The organism is Shewanella electrica (assembly GCF_022321485.1).
Taxonomy (GTDB): domain Bacteria; phylum Pseudomonadota; class Gammaproteobacteria; order Enterobacterales; family Shewanellaceae; genus Shewanella; species Shewanella electrica.
The window spans coordinates 82,561-101,366 of sequence record NZ_JAKOGG010000013.1; the positions used below are offsets into that span (position 1 = coordinate 82,561).

At 47.7% G+C, this 18,806-nt stretch carries 14 protein-coding genes and 4 tRNA genes; 1 reads left to right on the forward strand and 17 read right to left on the reverse strand.

The genetic code is table 11. From position 1 onward, the window contains the following. Nucleotides 1–54 precede the first annotated feature (54 nt). From rpsG to L9G74_RS15680, 15 genes are all read right to left on the reverse strand, one after another. Entirely contained in the window at nucleotides 55–525 is a 471-nt protein-coding gene (gene rpsG / locus L9G74_RS15610; RefSeq protein ID WP_037445891.1) for a 30S ribosomal protein S7, read from the reverse strand. 80 nt (nucleotides 526–605) lie between these two features. After that, the gene (gene rpsL / locus L9G74_RS15615; protein ID WP_037445893.1) at nucleotides 606–980 is read right to left on the reverse strand and encodes a 30S ribosomal protein S12; all 375 of its coding nucleotides are present in this window, start codon (nucleotides 978–980) and stop codon (nucleotides 606–608) included. A gap of 179 nt (nucleotides 981–1,159) precedes the next feature. After that, nucleotides 1,160–5,371 (reverse strand): DNA-directed RNA polymerase subunit beta', encoded by a 4,212-nt coding sequence (gene rpoC, locus L9G74_RS15620; protein WP_238897344.1) that lies wholly within the window; start codon nucleotides 5,369–5,371, stop codon nucleotides 1,160–1,162. Nucleotides 5,372–5,452: 81 nt separating this feature from the next. Continuing rightward, complete coding sequence (rpoB, locus tag L9G74_RS15625; RefSeq protein ID WP_238897345.1) at nucleotides 5,453–9,484, reverse strand: DNA-directed RNA polymerase subunit beta; 4,032 nt, start codon at nucleotides 9,482–9,484, stop codon at nucleotides 5,453–5,455. Nucleotides 9,485–9,730: 246 nt separating this feature from the next. Further along, entirely contained in the window at nucleotides 9,731–10,102 is a 372-nt protein-coding gene (gene rplL, locus L9G74_RS15630) for a 50S ribosomal protein L7/L12 (RefSeq protein WP_238897346.1), read from the reverse strand. 54 nt (nucleotides 10,103–10,156) lie between these two features. Next, nucleotides 10,157–10,657: a 50S ribosomal protein L10 gene (gene rplJ, locus L9G74_RS15635; protein ID WP_238897347.1), complete on the reverse strand. Its 501-nt coding sequence runs from the start codon at nucleotides 10,655–10,657 to the stop codon at nucleotides 10,157–10,159. Nucleotides 10,658–10,906: 249 nt separating this feature from the next. Further along, the gene (gene rplA / locus L9G74_RS15640) at nucleotides 10,907–11,611 is read right to left on the reverse strand and encodes a 50S ribosomal protein L1 (RefSeq protein WP_238897348.1); all 705 of its coding nucleotides are present in this window, start codon (nucleotides 11,609–11,611) and stop codon (nucleotides 10,907–10,909) included. Between the two features lie 4 nt (nucleotides 11,612–11,615). Beyond that, entirely contained in the window at nucleotides 11,616–12,044 is a 429-nt protein-coding gene (gene rplK / locus L9G74_RS15645; RefSeq protein ID WP_011758324.1) for a 50S ribosomal protein L11, read from the reverse strand. Nucleotides 12,045–12,167: 123 nt separating this feature from the next. Further along, nucleotides 12,168–12,719 (reverse strand): transcription termination/antitermination protein NusG, encoded by a 552-nt coding sequence (gene nusG, locus L9G74_RS15650; protein ID WP_238897349.1) that lies wholly within the window; start codon nucleotides 12,717–12,719, stop codon nucleotides 12,168–12,170. An 8-nt stretch (nucleotides 12,720–12,727) separates the two neighbouring features. Continuing rightward, the gene (gene secE, locus L9G74_RS15655) at nucleotides 12,728–13,102 is read right to left on the reverse strand and encodes a preprotein translocase subunit SecE (protein ID WP_238897350.1); all 375 of its coding nucleotides are present in this window, start codon (nucleotides 13,100–13,102) and stop codon (nucleotides 12,728–12,730) included. A gap of 238 nt (nucleotides 13,103–13,340) precedes the next feature. Then, nucleotides 13,341–14,525, reverse strand: a complete 1,185-nt coding sequence (gene tuf, locus L9G74_RS15660) for an elongation factor Tu (RefSeq protein WP_238897342.1) — start codon at nucleotides 14,523–14,525, stop codon at nucleotides 13,341–13,343. A 126-nt stretch (nucleotides 14,526–14,651) separates the two neighbouring features. Then, a tRNA-Thr gene (locus L9G74_RS15665) sits at nucleotides 14,652–14,727 on the reverse strand. A 6-nt stretch (nucleotides 14,728–14,733) separates the two neighbouring features. Next, a tRNA-Gly gene (locus tag L9G74_RS15670) sits at nucleotides 14,734–14,807 on the reverse strand. 37 nt (nucleotides 14,808–14,844) lie between these two features. After that, a tRNA-Tyr gene (locus L9G74_RS15675) sits at nucleotides 14,845–14,929 on the reverse strand. A gap of 17 nt (nucleotides 14,930–14,946) precedes the next feature. Continuing rightward, a tRNA-Thr gene (locus L9G74_RS15680) sits at nucleotides 14,947–15,022 on the reverse strand. 244 nt (nucleotides 15,023–15,266) lie between these two features. Between L9G74_RS15680 and coaA the strand changes: the two genes are divergently transcribed. Beyond that, the gene (gene coaA, locus L9G74_RS15685; protein ID WP_238897351.1) at nucleotides 15,267–16,205 is read left to right on the forward strand and encodes a type I pantothenate kinase; all 939 of its coding nucleotides are present in this window, start codon (nucleotides 15,267–15,269) and stop codon (nucleotides 16,203–16,205) included. Nucleotides 16,206–16,207: 2 nt separating this feature from the next. On the opposite strand, the gene birA is transcribed toward coaA, so the two are convergent. Beyond that, nucleotides 16,208–17,167 carry a bifunctional biotin--[acetyl-CoA-carboxylase] ligase/biotin operon repressor BirA gene (gene birA / locus L9G74_RS15690; RefSeq protein ID WP_238897352.1) on the reverse strand — a complete coding sequence of 320 codons (960 nt, stop codon included), beginning with the start codon at nucleotides 17,165–17,167 and terminating at the stop codon, nucleotides 16,208–16,210. Continuing rightward, nucleotides 17,164–18,189, reverse strand: a complete 1,026-nt coding sequence (murB, locus tag L9G74_RS15695) for a UDP-N-acetylmuramate dehydrogenase (protein ID WP_238897353.1) — start codon at nucleotides 18,187–18,189, stop codon at nucleotides 17,164–17,166. Before murB ends, birA begins: the two co-directional genes overlap by 4 nt. Nucleotides 18,190–18,806 lie beyond the last annotated feature (617 nt).

Here is an 18,806-nt window from a genome sequence, read left to right on the forward strand (position 1 = left end):
AAACAAACTCCGGTACAAACAGAGAAAGCGCGGGCAGTAAGCCCGCGCATAATATTACCAACGGTAATGGGCAAACGCCTTGTTGGCTTCTGCCATACGATGCACGTCTTCGCGCTTCTTAACAGCAGTACCTTTATTTTCAGCGGCGTCCAGCATTTCACCGGCCAGACGCAATGCCATAGATTTTTCACCACGCTTACGTGCAGCTTCAACCAACCAACGCATCGCCAGAGCGTTACGACGCACTGGACGAACTTCACATGGTACCTGGTAAGTAGAACCACCCACACGGCGAGATTTAACTTCGACTGATGGGCGAACGTTGTCCAGGGCTGCTTCCAAAAGAACCAGATGATCTTCGCCTTTTTTCTCAGCGATAACATCTAGCGCTTTGTAGATAATTTTTTCGGCAGTAGATTTCTTGCCGTCTTGCATAATGACGTTGATGAACTTAGCCAGCAACTCACTGTGGAATTTTGGATCAGGCAGAATTTTGCGCTGTCCGACTACGCGACGTCTTGGCATTTTGAGTCTCCGTAAACTTCAGGTTTTTCCAAAACCGAAATATAAATAAAAAAAGCTTGGCCTTACTTAACGGGAACCCATTAAGACTTAGGACGCTTAGCACCGTATTTAGAACGTGCTTGGCGACGAGCAGCAATACCTGCACAGTCGAGCGCGCCACGAATAGTGTGATAACGCACACCTGGCAAGTCTTTAACACGACCGCCACGGATCAGGATCACACTGTGCTCTTGCAGGTTGTGGCCTTCACCGCCGATGTATGAAGTAACTTCAAAACCGTTGGTCAAACGCACACGCGCTACTTTACGCAGAGCAGAGTTTGGTTTTTTTGGTGTAGTGGTGTACACACGGGTACAAACACCACGTTTTTGTGGGCACGCATTCAACGCAGGCACGTTAGTCTTTTCGACTTTCGGCGCACGTGGCTTACGTACCAACTGGTTTACAGTTGCCATGTATATAGCTCCGTTTGTGTTGAGAAACTCAACGTATGGTGTGAAAAATCTATATCCTACAGAAGTAGGACGCGGAATTTTAGAAAGCTCGGCCCTAACTGTCAAGAAATAGCCAATATTAGTGCCATTAAAGTATAAAAAAAGGCGCCTTAAGGCGCCTTTTTGTTATGAGCTTTCGCTTATTCGGCGCCGCCAGCCAGATTTAGCAAATCTGCCAAATTCTGTTCAGCTTCGCTGGCCGTGATAGCCGGTGCTTCCTGAGCCACAACGGTCTTACCGCTCTGACGGTTCTTATGGTAAGCATAACCGGTACCTGCTGGGATCAGACGACCCACGATAACGTTCTCTTTCAGACCACGCAGAGTATCTGACTTGCCGCCTACAGCAGCTTCGGTCAGTACGCGGGTGGTTTCTTGGAACGATGCCGCAGAGATAAACGATTCTGTCGCCAGAGAGGCTTTGGTAATACCCAACAATTCGCGTTCGAACTGTGCAGGTTGTTTACCTTGTGCTTCTAGGTCACGGTTGGCAATTTTCACGCGTGAAACTTCAACCTGTTCGCCTTCCAAGAACTCTGAATCGCCAGCTGCGGTGATGATGCACTTACGCAGCATTTGGCGAATGATCACCTCAATGTGCTTATCGTTGATCTTCACGCCTTGCAGACGATAAACGTCTTGAACTTCGTTGACGATGTAGTTGGCCACTTTGGTGATACCACGAAGGCGCAGAATGTCATGTGCTGACTCTGGACCGTCGGCGATAACTTCACCACGTTCAACTTTTTCACCTTCGAACACGTTCAGGTTACGCCACTTCGGAATCATCTCTTCGTAAGCATTGCCGCCTTCAGCCGGTGTAATCACCAGACGACGCTTACCTTTGGTTTCTTTACCAAACGAGATGGTACCGCTGATTTCTGCCAGAATCGCAGGCTCTTTCGGCTTACGTGCTTCAAACAGGTCAGCAACGCGTGGCAGACCACCGGTGATGTCGCGTGTTTTAGACGATTCTTGTGGAATACGTGCAATCGCGTCACCCACGTTGATCTTAGTGTTGTCTTCCAAGTTAACGATTGAGTGACCAGGCAGGAAGTACTGCGCCGGTACATCGGTACCCGGAATAAACAACTCAGCGCCATTGTCATCTACCAGACGAATTGCTGGACGCAACTCTTTACCAGCAGAAGGACGTTGAGCCACATCCATCACCACGATTGACGAAAGACCGGTCAGTTCGTCGGTTTGACGTTGAATGGTCACACCATCCAACATGTCAACGAACTTCACATAACCCGCCACTTCGGTAACGATTGGGTGAGTATGTGGATCCCAGTTCGCGATGATATCGCCAGCAGCGATAGCGTCGCCGTCTTGTTTCTCCAAAATGGTACCGTAAGGTACTTTGTAACGTTCTTTCTCACGGCCCAGCTCATCGCTGATCGCCAGTTCAGAAGAACGAGAAACAATTACCAGTTTACCTTCAACGTTGGTAACGAACTTCGCGTTATGCAGCTTCAAAGTACCCGCGTTTTTCACTTGTACGTTGTTTTCTGCAGACGCTCTAGATGCCGCACCACCGATGTGGAACGTACGCATCGTCAGCTGTGTACCCGGTTCACCGATGGATTGTGCTGCCACAACACCAATCGCTTCACCTTGGTTGATCAGGTGACCACGTGCCAAGTCACGGCCGTAACAGCATGCACACACACCGAAGTCGGTGTCACAGCTAATTACTGAACGTACTTTCACTTCGTCAACGCTAGCTTCTTCCAGCTTACGACACCATGCTTCATCCAGCAGAGTGTTGCGCGGCGCCAAGACGTCTTCAGTACCTGGGTAGTAAACGTCTTCAGCAACCACACGGCCCAGTACGCGTTCGCGCAATGGTTCAACCACGTCACCACCTTCAATCAGCGGTTTCATGACCAGACCTTCGTGAGTACCACAGTCGTCTTCGATAACTACCAAGTCTTGCGCAACGTCTACCAGACGACGAGTCAGGTAACCAGAGTTCGCAGTTTTCAGTGCGGTATCCGCCAGACCTTTACGTGCACCGTGGGTTGAGATGAAGTACTGCAGTACGTTCAGACCTTCACGGAAGTTCGCCACGATTGGCGTTTCAATGATCGAACCGTCTGGTTTCGCCATCAGACCACGCATACCCGCCAACTGACGGATCTGTGCAGCACTACCACGAGCACCTGAGTCGGCCATCATATAGATGCTGTTAAACGATGCTTGTTCTTCCTCTTCACCGTTGCGGTTGATAACCACTTCGGTAGACAGGTTTTTCATCATCGCTTTGGACACTTTTTCGTTACAGCTTGCCCAGATGTCGATCACTTTGTTATAGCGTTCACCGGCTGTTACCAGACCAGATTGGAACTGTTCTTGAATTTCCAATACTTCGGCTTCAGCTTCGGCTACCAGTGTGTACTTCTCAGCTGGGATCTCCATGTCGTTGATACCAACAGAAGAACCAGACACAGTCGCATAATGGAAACCGGTGTACATCAATTGGTCAGCAAAGATAACGGTGTCTTTCAGACCCAATTCGCGATAACACAAGTTCAGCAGTTTAGAGATCTGCTTTTTGCCCATGTTTTGGTTAACCACTTCAAATGGCAAACCATCAGGCAAAATGGTAGACAGCAATGCACGACCTACTGTGGTATCCACAATGCGGCGTACAGGTTGCTTTTTACCATTTTCATCAATCTTGTTTTCGGTGATACGCACTTTAACGCGCGCATGCAGCTCAGCAGCACCTGTGCGGTAAGCTTTTTCAGCTTCAGCAACAGATTCAAATGCCATGCCTTCACCTACGCCGTTCACACGTTCGCGGCTCATGTAGTACAGACCCAAGACCACGTCCTGAGACGGTACGATGATTGGCTCACCGTTCGCTGGCGACAGAATGTTGTTGGTAGACATCATCAGCGCACGCGCTTCTAACTGAGCTTCCAACGTCAGTGGCAAGTGCACCGCCATTTGGTCACCGTCGAAGTCGGCGTTATACGCAGAACACACCAATGGGTGCAGCTGGATTGCCTTACCTTCAATCAGGATCGGTTCGAACGCTTGAATACCCAAACGGTGCAGTGTTGGTGCACGGTTGAGCATTACTGGATGTTCGCGGATCACTTCGTCCAGTACGTCCCAAACTTCTGCCACTTCACGCTCTACCATTTTCTTGGCAGCTTTGATGGTAGTCGCGAGACCGCGTGCTTCCAGCTTGCCATAGATGAATGGTTTGAACAGTTCCAGTGCCATCTTCTTAGGCAGACCACACTGATGCAGACGCAGGTATGGACCAACGGTAATTACCGAACGGCCTGAGTAGTCAACACGTTTACCGAGCAAGTTCTGACGGAAACGACCTTGTTTACCTTTGATCATGTCGGCCAAAGATTTCAGCGGGCGTTTGTTAGAACCGGTAATAGCACGACCACGACGACCGTTATCGAGCAACGCGTCTACAGATTCCTGCAGCATACGTTTTTCGTTGCGTACGATGATGTCTGGCGCAGCCAGATCCAACAGACGCTTCAGACGGTTGTTACGGTTGATCACGCGACGATACAGATCGTTCAAATCTGAAGTAGCGAAACGACCGCCATCCAACGGCACCAATGGGCGCAGATCAGGTGGCAATACTGGCAATACTTTCAGAATCATCCACTCTGGTTTGTTGCCAGAAGTGTAGAAAGCTTCGATCAGCTTCAGACGCTTGGTCACTTTCTTGCGACGCGTTTCTGAGTTGATAGATGGCAGCTCTTCGCGCATCTCTTGGATCTCTTTTTCCAAGTCGATAGCACGCAGCAGATCAAGTACTGCTTCAGCACCCATCTTAGCTTCGAACTCGTCACCGTACTCTTCCAGTGCATCCAAGTAGTTTTCTTCAGTCAGCATTTGACCGCGTTCGAGGCTAGTCATGCCAGCTTCGATAACTACATATGATTCGAAATACAGTACACGCTCGATATCACGCAGCGTCATATCCAGCATCAAACCGATACGGCTTGGCAGAGATTTCAAGAACCAGATGTGGGCAACTGGGCTAGCCAGTTCGATGTGACCCATACGCTCACGACGTACTTTAGTTTGGGTAACTTCAACACCACATTTTTCACAGATAACACCACGGTGTTTCAAACGTTTGTACTTACCGCACAAACATTCGTAGTCTTTCACTGGTCCAAAGATGCGCGCACAAAACAGACCTTCGCGCTCAGGCTTGAAGGTACGGTAGTTGATGGTTTCAGGCTTCTTGACTTCACCATATGACCAAGAACGGATCAGATCGGGTGACGCCAAGCCGATTTTGATACCTTCAAATTCTTCGGTCTTACTTTGCTGTTTCAGAAACTTTAATAAGTCTTTCACGTTTCTCTCCTGAAGGAGTTAAACCGGCTGCCTTGCCTAAACAAGGCAGCGTACTTTGCCAAACACAGTCGCGGCTGTGCCTTACTCTTGATCCAACTCGATGTTGATACCGAGTGAACGGATCTCCTTCAGCAATACGTTGAAGGATTCAGGCATACCAGGCTGCATTTGGTGGTTGCCATCAACGATGTTTTTGTACATCTGAGTACGACCGTTGACGTCGTCCGACTTAACTGTGAGCATTTCTTGAAGCGTATATGCAGCACCGTATGCTTCCAGTGCCCACACTTCCATCTCCCCGAAACGCTGACCACCGAACTGTGCTTTACCACCAAGCGGCTGTTGAGTAACCAAGCTGTAAGAACCAGTAGAACGCGCGTGCATCTTGTCGTCTACCAAGTGGTTCAGTTTCAGCATGTACATGTAACCCACTGTCACTTTACGTTCGAATGCGTTACCAGTACGGCCGTCATACAGGGTTCTCTGACCAGAAGTTGGCAAGCCTGCCAGTTCTAGCATGGCTTTGATTTCGCTCTCTTCAGCACCGTCGAATGCTGGGGTTGCTGTTGGCAGACCCAGTTTCAGGTGGCTTGCAAGACGCACGACTTCATCGTCGGTGAACGAATCGATGTCGACTTTCTGTTGAATGCCTTCACCCAGTTCGTAAACCTGCTTGATGTAGCCTCGCAGTTCAGCGACTTCACGTTGTTCTTCCAGCATTTTATTGATGCGATCACCAATACCTTTTGCTGCAGCACCAAGGTGAACTTCCAATACCTGACCGATGTTCATACGTGAAGGTACACCGAGTGGGTTCAGTACGATATCCACTGGGTTGCCGTCTTCATCGTATGGCATATCTTCGATTGGACAAATCTTAGAGATAACACCCTTGTTACCGTGACGACCTGCCATCTTGTCACCAGGTTGGATGGTACGTTTAACTGCCAAGTAAACCTTAACAATCTTCAGTACGCCTGGTGCAAGGTCATCACCTTGGGTGATCTTGCGACGTTTAACGTCAAATTTCTTATCGAAGTCTGCTTTCAGCTCAACGTGTTGTTCAGCCAGCTGTTCCAGCTCAGTTTGTTTTGCTTCGTCATCGATTACTTGCACCAAGTAATCTTTACGTGGCAATTCGGCCAGTTTAGCTTCGCTGAAACCAGCGTTCAGCAGCAGGTTACGCGCACGGTCAAACACACCTTCTTCAAGGATCTTGAACTCTTCGGTCAAGTCTTTGCGTGCTTGAGCAATGTGCATCTCTTCGATTTCTACCGCACGTTTGTCTTTTTCTACGCCATCGCGAGTAAAGACTTGCACGTCGATAACGGTACCTTTAACAGAGTTAGGTACACGCAGAGAGCTGTCTTTAACGTCAGACGCTTTCTCACCGAAAATTGCACGCAACAGTTTTTCTTCTGGCGTCAGTTGTGTTTCACCTTTTGGTGTCACTTTACCTACCAGAATGTCGCCGCCTTTAACTTCAGCACCGATATAAACGATGCCTGATTCGTCCAGCTTAGACAGTGCAGACTCACCGACGTTTGGAATATCCGCGGTGATCTCTTCGCTACCCAGTTTGGTATCACGAGCGATACAAGAAAGCTCTTGAATGTGGATAGTAGAGAAACGGTCTTCTTGAGCGACACGCTCAGAAATCAAGATCGAGTCTTCGTAGTTGTAACCGTTCCAAGGCATGAACGCGACGCGCATGTTCTGACCCAGAGCCAATTCGCCCAAGTCAGTTGATGGACCGTCTGCCAGCACATCACCACGACGAACCGGTTCACCTGGGTTACAGCATGGACGCTGGTTGATACAGGTGTTTTGGTTAGAACGGGTGTATTTGGTCAGGTTGTAGATGTCGATACCCGCTTCGCCAGGGCGCAGCTCATCTTCATTTACTTTTACTACGATGCGGCTAGCATCAACGTAGTCAACAACACCGCCACGTTTAGCGGCAACAACTACGCCTGAGTCAACAGCCAGAGTACGTTCAATACCGGTACCAACCACTGGTTTCTCGGCTTTCAGAACAGGTACTGCCTGACGTTGCATGTTCGCACCCATCAATGCACGGTTCGCGTCATCGTGTTCCAAGAACGGAATCAATGAAGCCGCAACAGAGATAACCTGTTGTGGAGAAACGTCCATATATTGCACGTCAGAAACGCGCATAAAGGTAGATTCACCTTTATGACGGCTAGCAACTTGCTCGTCGATGATACGACCAGTTTCGTCCAAGTCGATGTTAGCCTGTGCAATAACGTAACGACCTTCTTCGATCGCTGACAGGTAATCAACTTCATCAGTTACTACGCCATCAACTACTTTACGGTATGGAGTTTCCAAGAAACCGTAAGCGTTGGTACGAGCGAAAGTAGACAGCGAGTTGATCAAACCAATGTTTGGACCTTCAGGGGTCTCAATTGGACACAAACGACCATAGTGCGTTGGGTGTACGTCACGGACTTCAAAGCCCGCACGTTCACGTGTCAAACCACCAGGGCCAAGGGCAGAAATACGACGTTTGTGCGTTACTTCTGACAATGGGTTGTTTTGGTCCATGAACTGAGACAGCTGAGAAGAGCCAAAGAACTCTTTTACTGCCGCAGAAATTGGCTTAGCGTTGATCAGGTCTTGTGGCATCAGTTCGTTCAAGTCGCCCAGAGACAGACGTTCACGTACTGCACGCTCAACACGTACCAGACCTACGCGGAATTGGTTTTCTGACATTTCGCCTACAGAGCGAATACGACGGTTACCCAAGTGGTCGATATCATCGACTTCATCAAAACCGTTACGGATTTCGATGATCTTACGCATTACGGCAACAATGTCTTCTTTGGTCAGAATGCCTGAACCTTCGTTCTCGTCAATGTCGAGACGACGGTTGAACTTCATACGACCTACTTTAGACAAGTCATAACGTTCTTCAGTGAAGAACAAGTTATGGAACAAGGCTTCAGCAGCATCTTTGGTTGGTGGCTCGCCAGGGCGCATCATACGATAGATTTCAACCAACGCTTCCATACGGTTGGTGGTTGAATCGATACGCAGGGTATCTGACATGTAAGCACCGTGATCCAGCTCGTTGATGTACAAGGTGCTGATATCTTTGATACCTGCCAATGACAGATTAGCCAAATCTTCCAGAGAGATTTCGTTGTTAGCTGTTACCAACACTTCGCCAGTATCTGGATCGATGTAATCTTGGGCAGCAATTTTGCCAACGATGTAATCAACCGGTACTTCCAACTCAGTGGTGTTGGTTTTTTCCAATTGGCGAATGTGGCGAGCAGTGATGCGACGGCCTTTTTCTACCAACAGGTTGCCTTCGATATCTTTGATATCGTAGCTAGCAGTTTCGCCACGCAGACGCTCTGGTACCAACTTCATCAGCAAAGAATCTTTCTTAATGCTGAACTCTACGCGATCGAAGAAGATATCTAGGATTTCTTGAGTAGAGTACTCAAGCGCACGCAGGATGATAGTTGCAGGCAACTTACGACGACGGTCGATACGCACAAACAGCGCATCTTTAGGATCGAATTCAAAATCCAACCATGAACCACGGTAAGGAATGATACGTGCGTTATACAGCACTTTACCTGATGAGTGAGTTTTACCGCGGTCGTGATCAAAGAATACACCAGGAGAGCGGTGCAACTGAGATACGATCACACGCTCAGTACCGTTGATAACGAAGGTACCGTTTTCAGTCATCAATGGGATATCACCCATGTAAACTTCTTGTTCTTTGATGTCTTTAACGGTGCCAGCGGCAGCTTCGCGATCAAACAATACCAGACGCAATTTAACACGCAGTGGCGCTGAATAAGTTACGCCACGGATTTGGCATTCTTTAACGTCAAATACAGGCTCGCCGAGCTTGTAGCTAACGTATTGCAGTTCAGAATTACCAGAAAAGCTCTTAATAGGGAAAACGCTGCGGAACGCGGCTTCCAAGCCCCGTTCACCTGATGGATCTTGATCGGTGAACTTTTTGAAAGAATCCAACTGGATTGCCAGCAGGTAAGGGATATCCAACACGCGTGGACGCTTACCAAAGTCTTTGCGAATACGCTTTTTTTCGGAATAGGAGTAAACCATGGGTTTCCTCTGCTTGCGAGATGTGACCAAGACTGAACTAGACTCAACAGAGTAATTCAGCACGTTTGCCCTTAACCGGTTTGAAGCAACAACCTAACCAATAATCTCTGCTAGGAACTGCCTATGTTACGAATGATTTCACGGTTAAAAAATCATCGACGCCTACAGCGCAAAAAAGGCCAGCGGTCAAAAAACCGCCAGCCTTCACCCAATTTTGCAACTGGGTGGAGTAAGTTAGTAAATAACTTACTTGATCTCTACTTGAGCACCAGCTTCTTCGAGTTCTTTTTTCAGCGCTTCAGCTTCTTCTTTAGAAACGCCTTCTTTAACTGCTACAGGAGCTGATTCAGCCATTGCTTTAGCTTCTTTCAGACCCAGACCAGTTGCGCCGCGAACTGCTTTAATTACAGCAACTTTGTTGTCGCCGTGTGAAGTCATAACTACGTCGAACTCGGTTTTCTCTTCAGCAGCAGCACCTGCATCAGCAGCACCGCCAGCAACTACTGCAGCAGCAGCAGAAACACCGAACTTCTCTTCCATAGCTTCGATCAGTTCAACAACTTCCATTACAGACATTGCTGCAAAGGCTTCAAGGATTTGGTCTTTAGTGATAGACATTAGAAATATTTCCTATTGTTCTGAATTCAATTCTGTTAAGTAGCAAGCTTGTAATTAAGCTGCTTCTTGTTTTTGATCGCGCAGAGCGGCCAGTGTACGAACGAACTTGCCAGCTGATGCTTCTTTCATAGTCATCATCAACTGTGCCAGTGCTTCTTCGTAAGTTGGCAGTTTTGCCAAACGATCAATGTCAGCTGCAGGGATGAAATTCCCTTCGAAAGCTGCACCTTTAACTTCGAATAATGCTTGTTCTTTAGCGAAGTCTTTTAACAGACGCGCTGCAGCACCTGGGTGCTCGTTAGAGAAAGCAATCAAAGTTGGGCCAGTGAACACATCTGCAAGACATTCAAAAGAAGTGCCTTCAACAGCGCGGCGAGCCAGAGTGTTACGTACAACTTTAACGAACACACCGTTAGCACGAGCTGCTTTACGCAGATTAGTCATGGCGCCTACAGTTACGCCGCGGGAATCCGCAACAACTGCAGACAGTGCACCTTTGGCAGCTTCGTTGACTTCAGCAACAATCGCTTTTTTGTCTTCGAGTCTTAATGCCATTAGGCTTACTCCTGGATTCTACCTGGGGTGACCCCCAGCGGTTACCATACTGACAAACAAATATTGTTTATCAGTCACTTACGGTGCAGATAATCCAGCAGAAATAAATCTATCTGGGGCCTGACACCGTCTACGCAGGAAATTAAGTTACTCTGTGAATAACACCTGCGGTCTTGGACGGAAGCCCGTTAAACGGGCTCCAACCCACAAAGTGCGCGCATTATAGGCTAACAGGCGCACTTTGTAAAATTATGCAGCTGTGGTTTCCAAGGTACCTTGGTCAACAGCAACACCCGCACCCATAGTGGTAGATACGGTAACTTTTTTGATGTACTGGCCTTTAGCAGCAGCTGGTTTTTGCTTCTTCAGAGCAACCAGCAGCGCTTCTAGGTTTTCTTTCAATTTAGCTGGTTCGAAATCAACCTTACCGATAGTGGTGTGGATGATACCGTTTTTGTCGTTGCGGTAACGAACTTGACCAGCTTTGGCGTTTTTAACTGCTTCTGCAACGTTAGGAGTTACAGTACCAGTTTTAGGGTTAGGCATCAGACCACGTGGACCTAAGATTTGACCTAATTGACCTACAACGCGCATTGCATCTGGAGAAGCAATCACTACGTCGAAGTTCATTTCGCCAGCTTTAACTTGTGCAGCCAAGTCGTCCATACCTACCAGCTCAGCGCCAGCTGCTTTTGCAGCTTCAGCGTTTGCGCCTTGGGTAAATACTGCAACACGTACATCACGACCAGTACCGTGTGGCAATACGATTGCACCACGTACGTTTTGGTCTGATTTACGTGGGTCAACGCCCAGGTTTACAGCAACGTCAACAGATTCAACGAATTTAGCAGTTGCCAGTTCTTGCAACAGAGCCAGTGCTTCGTTGATTTCGTATGCTTTAGTAGCGTCCACTTTCTCGCGGATTACGCGCATGCGTTTAGTCAGCTTTGCCATGATATTAGTCCTCTACCACCAAGCCCATTGAACGTGCAGTACCTTCGATTGAGCGAGTCATCGCTTCAACGTCAGCACCAGTCATGTCAGCAGCTTTCAGTTCAGCGATTTCTTGAACTTTAGCACGCTTGATAGTACCCACTTTTTGAGTGTTAGGACGGCTAGAACCTGATTTCAGGCCAGCAGCTTGTTTCAACAAGAATGATGCTGGAGGCGTCTTAGTTTCGAAAGTGAATGAGCGATCGCTGTATACAGTGATCACTACAGGGATCGGCATGCCCTTTTCCATTTTTTCTGTACGTGCGTTAAACGCTTTACAGAATTCCATGATGTTCACACCTTTTTGACCCAGAGCTGGACCAACTGGTGGAGATGGGTTTGCAGAGCCTGATTTAACTTGCAGCTTAATATAAGCTTCAATTTTCTTAGCCATGTTACTTTCCTCAGTTTGGGTTCTAACGCTTCATGCGGCATGCATGAGGCTCCCCGAAAACAACGGGTGCGGATTATATAGAAATCCACACCCTTTGCCAAACGGTTATTGCAGTATTTTTAATCAGGATTTCTCAACCTGATTGAAGTCCAACTCTACCGGAGTAGAGCGACCGAAGATCATCACAGATACCTTCACGCGGCTCTTGTCATAATCCACTTCTTCAACGGTGCCGTTGAAGTCGGCAAATGGACCGTCAGTCACACGTACCACTTCACCTGGTTCGTAAACCACGCGATGGGTCGGAGAATCTGTAGTCTCTTGCAGACGACGAAGAATAGCTTCAGCTTCTTTATCGGTAATCGGCGCTGGACGGTCAGAAGTGCCGCCAATGAAGCCCATTACACGTGGAATGCTTTTCACCAAGTGCCATGTTTCTTCATTCATTTCCATCTGAACCAACACATAGCCCGGGAAGAACTTACGTTCACTCTTACGGCGTTGGCCTGCACGCATTTCAACAACTTCTTCAGTCGGCACTAACACTTCGCCAAACTGCTCTTCCATACCGTGCATTTTGATATGTTCGATCAGTGATTTACACACTCGGCCCTCATAGCCTGAGAATGCTTGCACTACATACCATCTTTTTTTCGCTTCTTTAGCTTCAGTCATTAGAATGCCTACACGCCAGTAATCAAATTCACAATCTTAAGCAGTACGGTGTCCAGCCCCCACAAGATCAAGCCAAGAATACCGGTCGCAATTAACACGATAAAGGTAGTATTCAATGCTTCTTGGCGAGTCGGCCAAACCACTTTACGTACTTCGATGTGGGATTCTTTTGCAAAAGCCAGTGCTTGCTTACCCTTAGCAGTTTGTAGCGCCACAAAACCTGCTATAGCGAATAACACCAATACACCAACTGCACGAACAACAGCACTGGCCTGTTCCGCTAGCATGTGATTACCTACGATAGCCACAGCTAGTACTACAAAAATGATAACCCACTTTAAAATATCCAGAGAATTTCCCTGGCTTTCGGTATTTGTTGTCATCGGTTAATTCCGCTATTTATTACAACTCGAGCTTCAGCCGGCAACGAAAAGTCACCATACTGCGCGTCCCTAACCATTAATATTAAACGGCTTAAGGCTCAAAAAATCGGCCATAGATTGTATGCTTTATTGCCAGCCTTATCAAGACACGCAAACACTGAACACGTGATCTGTCGGGCAGAAAGTACGACAAAACAAAAAAGGAAGCCGAAGCTTCCTTTTCGAGTCACTTAATCAATTAAGCGATGATTTTTGCTACCACGCCGGCGCCTACTGTACGGCCACCTTCACGGATTGCAAAACGCAGACCTTCGTCCATCGCGATTGGGCAGATCAGCGTCACTACCATCTTGATGTTGTCACCAGGCATTACCATTTCTACGCCTTCTGGCAGTTCGATGGTACCGGTTACGTCAGTTGTACGGAAGTAGAACTGTGGACGGTAGCCTTTGAAGAATGGAGTATGACGACCACCTTCTTCTTTGCTCAGTACGTATACTTCTGATTCGAACTTGGTGTGTGGAGTGATAGTACCTGGTTTTGCCAGTACTTGACCACGTTCAACTTCATCACGTTTTGTACCACGCAACAGTACACCTACGTTCTCACCTGCACGACCTTCGTCCAGCAGTTTGCGGAACATTTCAACACCTGTACAGGTAGTTTTAGTAGTGTCGTGGATACCTACGATTTCTACTTCGTTACCTACGTTGATGATACCGCGTTCTACACGACCTGTTACTACTGTACCACGGCCTGAAATTGAGAATACGTCTTCAATAGGCAGCAGGAATGGGTGGTCGATATCACGGATTGGTTCTGGGATATAAGTATCCAGTGCTTCTGCCAATTCGATGATTTTGTTTTCCCAATCTGGTTCGCCTTCCAGTGCTTTCAGAGCTGAACCCTGAATTACTGGCAGATCATCACCTGGGAAGTCGTATTCAGACAGCAGTTCACGAACTTCCATCTCTACCAGTTCCAGCAGCTCTTCATCGTCAACCATGTCACATTTGTTCATGAATACGATGATGTAAGGTACGCCTACCTGACGAGACAGCAGGATGTGCTCACGAGTTTGTGGCATTGGGCCGTCTGTCGCAGCTACTACCAGAATAGCGCCGTCCATCTGTGCAGCACCAGTGATCATGTTTTTAACATAGTCAGCGTGGCCTGGGCAGTCTACGTGTGCGTAGTGGCGAGTTGGAGTGTCATATTCGATGTGAGAGGTATTGATGGTAATACCGCGCTCACGCTCTTCTGGAGCGTTATCGATTGCCGCGAAGTCGCGTGCTTCACCACCGTAAGTTTTAGCCAATACAGTTGAGATAGCAGCAGTCAGAGTGGTTTTACCATGGTCTACGTGACCGATAGTACCCACGTTTACGTGTGGTTTTGAACGTTCAAATTTAGCTTTAGACATGGTATAGCCTCAATCTACGATTGTTTAGTGGTGAAACCAATACATAATGAAAAAGTCCGGCGCTGTAAATGCGTCGAACGTATCAATCTATTAGGTAGAAGGTAGAATGTCTAGACTTAGAGGAGCTGGTGCTGATACCCAGAATCGAACTGGGGACCTCATCCTTACCAAGGATGCGCTCTACCGACTGAGCCATATCAGCATAAATTGGAGCGGGTAGCGGGAATCGAACCCGCGTTATCAGCTTGGAAGGCTGGAGTAATACCATTATACGATACCCGCGCAACCTAACCTAGGCTACCTAATACCATTTAAAAAATGGTGGAGGGAGAAGGATTCGAACCTTCGAAGGCGGAGCCGTCAGATTTACAGTCTGATCCCTTTGGCCACTCGGGAACCCCTCCAATTTTTATTGAATGAATGGTGCCGGCACCAAGAGTCGAACTCGGGACCTACTGATTACAAGTCAGTTGCTCTACCAACTGAGCTATGCCGGCATTCATTTCGGTAGCGGATATTAGGTAAATACGGCCTTGAGTGCAATAGAAAATTAGCATTTTTTAAAAATTTTGCTTCAAGCGTCGTTTTTTTAGTCTGCATCGACGCTTAAGCAAATTGCGACGGGGAAATATGCCATTTACTCCACCTCAGCTTGTACATTCGTCGGCTAGCGATATTTTTATCTTGTCGACTATCAAACCTTTGGTGTACGGTGCCCCCTTGCTCTTGGGGAAGTAGAACATGCCACAGCTAAATACAATTCAAAAAGCGTTATATATGCCTTTCGATCGAGATTCATGGTCAAAGCTACGGAAATCGGTTCCTCTGACTCTGCAAGAGGCCGATCTTGCCGAATTAAGGGGCATAAATGAACAGGTGTCATTAGATGAAGTCACCGACATTTACTTGCCGTTGAGCCGTCTGCTTAACTTGATCGTGCGTAACAACCAACAACGCGGCGAAGTATTGAATCAGTTCCTCGGCCAGCCGCCAGCGCGCAGCCCATACATTATTAGTATTGCTGGTAGTGTGGCGGTGGGTAAAAGTACCACGGCGAGGATTCTGCAGGCACTGCTGAGTCATTGGCCCGAGCATCCCAAAGTTGATTTGATCACTACCGATGGCTTTCTTTATCCGCTAGCAGAGCTGAAGCGCCGCAATCTACTCAACCGTAAGGGATTCCCTGAAAGCTACGACACTAAACTGCTGGTAGATTTTATTTCGGCGGTGAAAGCGGGTGAAGAGGAAGTCGATGCGCCACTCTATTCCCATATCATTTACGATCGCCTCGAAGACGTGATTAAAGTTCGCCAACCCGACATTCTCATTCTAGAGGGGTTGAACGTATTACAAACGGAACTCGATTCACCAAAGCGGCGTTTTGTTTCTGATTTCGTGGATTTTTCTATCTATGTTGACGCCGATGAAAGCAATTTGCGTCAATGGTACGTGGAACGCTTCCTCAAACTAAGAAAGAGTGCATTTGCTGATCCTTGCTCTTACTTTAGTCATTTCGCTAGTCTAACTGATGATGCGGCCACAGCTATGGCTAACGATATTTGGGATGGAATCAACGGCCCCAACCTCACACAAAATATCTTGCCAACACGTGAACGCGCCCATTTGATCCTTAAAAAAGGCGCGCACCACTCAATGGAACAAGTATTACTGCGGAAATAACATTAGGCCTTACGTAGCGATATTTCACCGCCAACGAACTGCTGCTGACCGTTGGCGGTATCGAGTAACACACCACCTTGTTCATCAATCCCTAAGTAACGGCCACTCACCACGTGCTCACCCAACAATAAGTTAACCTCTTGACCTTGGTAGATATCAGCGGCGTTCCAACGCGTTTGAAATGCAGCCAGTCCATCGCGTTCAAATAGTTGCAAATCATCTAACAATTGTTGATACAGCGCCAATGCTAAGTCAGTCTTATCAGGCATCGATTCGAGTTGTTGCAAATCGCTCCAAGGTTGGTCGATCAGCTCCCCCTGCGGTGCAGGCATCGCGATATTAACCCCAATGCCGATGACCACATTACAGCCACTATCAGCCGCACCATTCATCTCAATCAGCACGCCGGCCAACTTTCTGCCGTCTAGATAGATATCATTTGGCCACTTCACCCCGATACCTGCAGCACCAAACTGCTGCAACACGTGCACGAGACTACACGCGACCACCAGACTCAACCCCATGGCTTGCGCCATTCCTTGCTGCAAATGCCAATGCATAGAGAAATACAGATGACTGCCGTAAGGGCTGTGCCATTTGCGACCACGGCGACCACGTCCAGCGGCTTGATACTCGGCAATACAGATATCACCGCGCTGCAACTCTTCGGCATGATTCAGCAAAAAAGCGTTGGTGCTATCGATCTCATCAAAGTAAAAACAGCGATTAGCACAGCCAGCGACAAGCCGTTCATCATCAATCAAAAACAATGGGTTATATAGCTTGTAACCCTTGCCTTTTACACTGGCAATGTCGAGGCCATAATCACTCAAGCCTGTGATTTGTTTACCGACAGCCGCCCGGCTGACACCCAACTGCTCCGCGATATGCTCACCCGAGACAAAATCACCGCGACTTAAGGTTTGTAATATCGCGCGCTTACGTTGCCATTGTGCTGTCATAAGACATTACTCCATTCACCGCGGGCTGCATAAACCCGTGGTTCCATCACTAATTCAACCTCAAACGCTGCCTTAACACGTTGGCAAATAAACCGCGCCAACCCCAAGACATCACTACTGGTAGCGTTACCGCGATTGACTAACACCAACGCTTGCTGCTGGTGTACTGCAGCACCACCAACGGAATAGCCTTTAAGCCCTAAACTATCAATAAGCCACCCTGCCGCAAGCTTGACCTCACCGGATGGCTGAGGATAGCCGACAATGTTGGCATAACGCTGTTGTAATTGACTGAAATGTGCAGCACTAACAACTGGATTCTCGAAAAAGCTACCCACATTCCCCATCTGCTCAGGCGCTGGCAGCTTTTCGCTACGTACACGGCAAACTGTGTCAAAAACGGCTTGAGGAGTTGCCTGACCCGCTAATGACTGCAACGGGCCATAGATTAAATTCGGCTGCCAGCACTTACTCAACACAATCCCCACTTGTAATACCACAGCGCGCCCGCGTAGTGCCCCTTTAAACACCGAATAACGATACCTAAATTGGCATTCATCATGGCTTAAGCGTGCCAGCTTGCCAGTATTAAGATCTAAGTATTCCACCCAATCGCATACTGCTGAAAACTCAACCCCATAAGCACCAATGTTTTGAATGGGCGCCGCACCAACGGTGCCCGGAATTAATGCAAGATTCTCCAGCCCAGCAATGTTTTGCTGTAAGCAAAACTCCACCAAACCATGCCAAGACTCACCAGCAGCAACGGTTAAACGGTAATGTTCACTATCTTCGCTCACCGTAATCCCTTTAGTCTCCACTTTGATCACCGTGCCAAGATAATCTTCTAGCAGCAGCAAATTACTGCCACCGCCTAAGATCAACGGAGGCACAGCATCTGCGGCGTGCTGCATACAAGCAGCAATTAACTCTGCTTGAGTTCGAGCCAGAACGAGCTGTCGGCAGCGTGCCGGCAGCCCAAAAGTATTGAAGCGGATAAGAGAGGTAGAAATCGATGACATGCTACAAACGCAAGCAAAAAATTATGCCCTATTGTACTAAGCTCTACAGATAATAACAGCGCAACCTACCACTAGATAAGCAGCTGTAATGGTGAGAAAAAGAGTCAAAGAAGCATTTATATGCTTTCAGCAACAGCCGCTATCGCTCACTGACAATGTTGTGTCATGCGTTTTAAGCTGAACGAAGTAAGACCCAAGAGATTTGGATGAAATCAGGCAATAGTGTATCTAAGGCGGTTGATCTTTCGTGTTTGATTTTTGTTCAAATTAACAAAATTCAAGCTGCATTTAAATTAACCCTCTAGCAGCGGCAGCACGCGATCTATCGGCGTTAGGGGCTGCGGTGAAAAATCACTACACGACACATCGTCTACCTTGGCTAAATTTGAGCAATACCAACTATTTATCGATTATGAAACGCGTATTGATATATTACATAGATTACAGTTATCAAAACGGTTGGATAAACACCGAAGCTAATACGCCTAAAACAGCTAAGAGTCCAAAGATCGAGTCAATGTCTTGGGTGTTTAAAATCTAAAAAGCAAAAAGGCCACCCGCTTGGGTGGCCTCTTCTAATTAGGCGTCTGGCGATGACCTACTCTCACATGGGGCGG